The 4,053-nt window shown below is 44.3% G+C and carries 3 protein-coding genes and 1 pseudogene; 2 read left to right on the forward strand and 2 right to left on the reverse strand.

Annotation, left to right across the window (positions count from 1 at the left end):
• Positions 1–14 precede the first annotated feature (14 nt).
• Positions 15–709 (reverse strand): IS1 family transposase gene (locus OKC31_RS21365; RefSeq protein ID WP_270657729.1). Its coding sequence is split into 2 segments (ribosomal slippage): positions 15–463 and positions 463–709, totalling 696 coding nucleotides; the frame shifts between segments, so codons are not numbered across the junction.
• Positions 710–969: 260 nt separating this feature from the next.
• Here OKC31_RS21365 and OKC31_RS21370 point away from each other — a divergent pair.
• Complete coding sequence (locus tag OKC31_RS21370) at positions 970–1,929, forward strand: substrate-binding domain-containing protein (protein ID WP_265784153.1); 960 nt, start codon at positions 970–972, stop codon at positions 1,927–1,929.
• 229 nt (positions 1,930–2,158) lie between these two features.
• Positions 2,159–2,503: pseudogene (istB, locus tag OKC31_RS21375) on the forward strand (IS21-like element ISAs29 family helper ATPase IstB); the annotation flags it as partial.
• A 533-nt stretch (positions 2,504–3,036) separates the two neighbouring features.
• Here istB and OKC31_RS21380 read toward each other — a convergent pair.
• Positions 3,037–4,053, reverse strand: a 1,017-nt coding sequence (locus OKC31_RS21380; RefSeq protein WP_270657727.1) for an AAA family ATPase, incomplete at its 5' end; no start/stop codon positions are given.

Raw genomic sequence — 4,053 nt, forward strand, 5'->3', positions numbered from 1 at the left:
GGTAATGACTCCAATCAGTTGAAATGGTGTCTTTCTATAAAGGCACCAATCACTTTCTCGTGGAGCTCAACGGAACGAGAGAAGCAGATGGTCTTGCGAGCCAATCGCTTGATGCGCATTCTGAGCGTCAGGTTGTTACGCTCGATACGCTGGGTGAATATCTTCCCGGTCAGATGCATCTCGCTCGGCACCTCTCTGGCATAGCTTCCCCAATCATCACTGGTGATAAAGCCTATCTGGAACGGAGAAAGCAGGCTCAGCAACCGACGGCATGTCTCATCGTTGCGTGGGCCAAAGGTATATGCCACGACTCGTTTTCTCTTGGTATCAAAAGCATACCAAAGCCAATGTCGATGCTGTTTGTTGCCAACATAGGCCCATTGCTCATCAAGTTCACAGATAAGTGCCACGTCATCGAGCACCACCTTTTCGGAGGTTACTTGCCTTGGGGTGAGTTTTTTAGGGTGCGTATGACTGTGTTGATGCCAATCTTGAGGACGCGAGCAGTATCACGAACACCTGAGCCGTTGAACGCCATATCAACAATCTTGTCTTTGACGCCAGGCTTGCGGGCTTCATAGGTGTAGGTGAGCTGAAACACGTGCGGACAGACGGGGCAACGATAGCGAACATGGCCGGCAGGGGTCTTCCCATGGCGATATACGTGGTCAGAGTTGCAGCGAGGGCAGTGAACGGTGATGGATGCCATGAAGCTGTCGGTCTCAAAAGAGTTCATCATATCAACTCAACCGATCGGATGCATCACCCGCGATCTTACATTTGGGGCTTGATCGCTACTCCTCTGGGGAAGTGTATTAATTTGAGATATACCACTCATATTTCAACATAATCTGTACGAAATTCTTGGCTGACAGAGAACTACAGATATACTTCATTAGGAACAATGGATTTTAATTTTTATTTTTAATGCAAAGCAATAAAAATAATTTAACTATCATGGTGAAGCTTATGCCTTTATTTTTTGTCATGCTTCTTGGTCTAACCAACATATCGGTACCATTAATAGGAAAACCATGTGTTCAGGTTGTGCCCGGTGGAGCAGTAGAACTGTTTTGGGTGCAGGTTAAACGCGGAGCAGAGGATGCTGGTCGTGATTATGGTTATTCAATTTACTTTCGAGGTGCAAAAACATCAAGTGATGGAAAAGAGCAACAGCGAATAGTCAACATGACAGATGAAATTGGATGTAAAGCTCTCGTATTAGCACCAAGTGCTAATTATGATAAAGATGTAGCTCGTCTACATAAACTTGGCATCCCAGTAGTATTCATTGATCGCAGTGTAGGTAATACTAAACTTACAAGCTTAGTAGCCACTAATAACTATAATGCTGGTTATGAGGCTGGTTTATTCATGGCAGAGAGGCTGGGCTGGAGTGGCCGTATAGTAGTTCTAAGAGTAAGAAAAGGTGTCTCCTCGACGGATTTTAGAGAAAAAGGATTTATTGATGCAGCAACAAACTTAGGTCTTACCATAATCGATGCCCCCTATATTGGAGATAATGTTGCAGAAGGCCGAAAAAATACTAAAGACATACTATCTAAATATTCCGGTGAAATAGATGGGATATTCACACCCAATGAGACTACATCGTCAAGCCTCCTATTGGCATTAGAGCAACTAACCCCGAACAAGAGTATGGTTAATATAGGTTTTGATGTCAGTCAAAGATTGATCGATGGACTAAATAAAAACATATTCACTGCACTAGTAGTACAACGTCCCTACAGAATAGGATATGTAGGTGTAACAACAGCGATAAATAACATCATTGAGAAAGGTGATGTGAAGTTTTTGGATACCGGGCATATATTGGTAACTACATACAACATTAAAACAAAGTCTATAACAGATGAGTTAAAGTTGAATTACCCAACTCTGATAATTAGAACAGGGAGGGATGATTAAACCTACAATCTACATTATGTAGATTGTAGGTTTAATCTTGAGCCTGTAAATGATTCTGTGTAACTGCCCACTCCATTACAGGTGACCGTTCAGGCGATCACCGAACTCGATAATAAAGCGATTTAGGGAAGGTGCGAATAAGTCATATGGCACGAGAGCATTTACTGGTAACCCATTGATATTAAATGACTAAAATTTTCATTTTTTGTTCTTGGGATACTTGTTCGCACTTTCCCTTGAGCTGAGCCAGGCCAAGGTAGATGGCAGTTACGCCAGACTGTTGGGTCAACTGGCAAGGATAGAGCTGCTGATCCTGGATGACTGGGGACTGGAGGCGGTGAATGCCGAACAGCGCAACGCACTGCTGGAGATCATGGATGATCGGTATGGGAAATACTCGACGATAGTGGTCAGTCAGCTGCCAACTGAAGAGTGGTACGCGAGCTTGGGTGACAACACCCTGGCAGATGCGATCCTGGACCGGCTGATGCACAACGCTCACCGGCTGTCACTGAAGGGAGAATCGATGAGGAAGAGGAGAAGTGAGTTGACCCAATCTGAACAGTCGAGTTAGAAACGAGATGACGTGAGCGCGTTAAGGATCAGGGTGTTCACGTTGGCCGGAATGGCTGTTCAACTTCGCCGGAATACGCAACGAACTCAGAGTTGACCGTTAATACACTGAGATGAGTTCTTATTGACCGGCCTGCATTGCTAAACTCTGGATCATATATTCACATAGAACGCAGTTCTATGTGGAATTTATGAAAGTAAAGACGGCTTCCGATGAGACGCATTTTTACAAATGGCGATAAGGAGGAGAGTGCACTGAAAAAGAGGCAGCGTGAAGTTCAATCCCAGCCAGTAAAATAATAAAACCGTTTTTTTGTTTTCATGAAAAAATTCCTTTTTTATTTGAAAACAAACGGGGGGGTTAGATTTTTTTAAAATTAATACTTGATGCTTTCATACCTACTTATTTTCGAGATGTCAACCGATGAGGATAAGAGTAGATTTATCCTCATCGAGCCGGGGGATTGTTAAGGGGGTGCAATATATCACATGCAATACTTATATATATGTAGTTCATTGCACCATTGCATCCAATTAATTGGCGGATGTGGATGAATCTGCTAAATGTGTGATAGCAATGCCATCTGTTAATACATATTCAGTCCGTTCAGATGTCGCCACCCTTGTCACCCAACCATTATCGACACATTTTTTTATGTAATTTTTTGCCTGCCGTTCTTTTACAGAGAAATACTGGCAAAACCTCTCGGTCAATGTGGTGGCAGAAATCACCGCTTGGCCTTCCAGCGCCTCCAGCAGCCCATCCATCAGCCTGTCGCGCTCCTCCCCGATGGCACTGACTAATGTCAGCCCAATACGATTAAGGAGTATTTCGTCAGGTGTTTCAACCGCCCTCGCACTGAACGTCAGGTTGTAGCGAGCGCCCTGACCCTCTCGCGTCCCCAGTGAGATGACACCATCGGCCTCACCATGAATCGAAGAAGCTCCCCGCATGCTCATTACGCCAGCGTTAACCCCACCTGCATTAGGCGAAGCCTTTCTTGCGTGATGAACGATGATGTGTGCAGCTGAGCCGCTGATTTTTCGAATGGCTCGCATCACCTGACCCATTTCGCCATTGTTGTTTTCCTCTGCATTATGCATCCGAGCGAGGACATCCCAGATGATCAAATCCGGTTGAATGTCGTTGACAATATCTATTATTGCCTGTGATGCCATAGGATCTAATACATCAGTCGATTTATAATCGCCGCACCGCAAGAATGTTTTAATGTTTTTTGCATCTCCCAAGTTGGTCTGTGCCGACATGGTGTAGTACCGCTGCCAAAACAATCTGTCATTGACCTCAAAATCCATATACAATACGAGCGCTGGCCTTTTAATTTCCCAATTTAAAAATACACTACCGCTGGCTACAGCCAAGCCCAACTGCGTTGCAAGCAAAGATTTACCCGTTTTGGGCGAGCCATTAATAATCCACTGTTCGCCTTTTTCAATCAGATTATCCACCACCCAATTAGGGCGTTGCTGGCTGGAAATTAATCCAGCAGCAGGACTGAAATTATAATGTTTTTCATTATTCATAAACAT

This window comes from Aeromonas sp. Y293-4 (assembly GCF_027705905.1).
GTDB lineage: Bacteria > Pseudomonadota > Gammaproteobacteria > Enterobacterales > Aeromonadaceae > Aeromonas > Aeromonas veronii.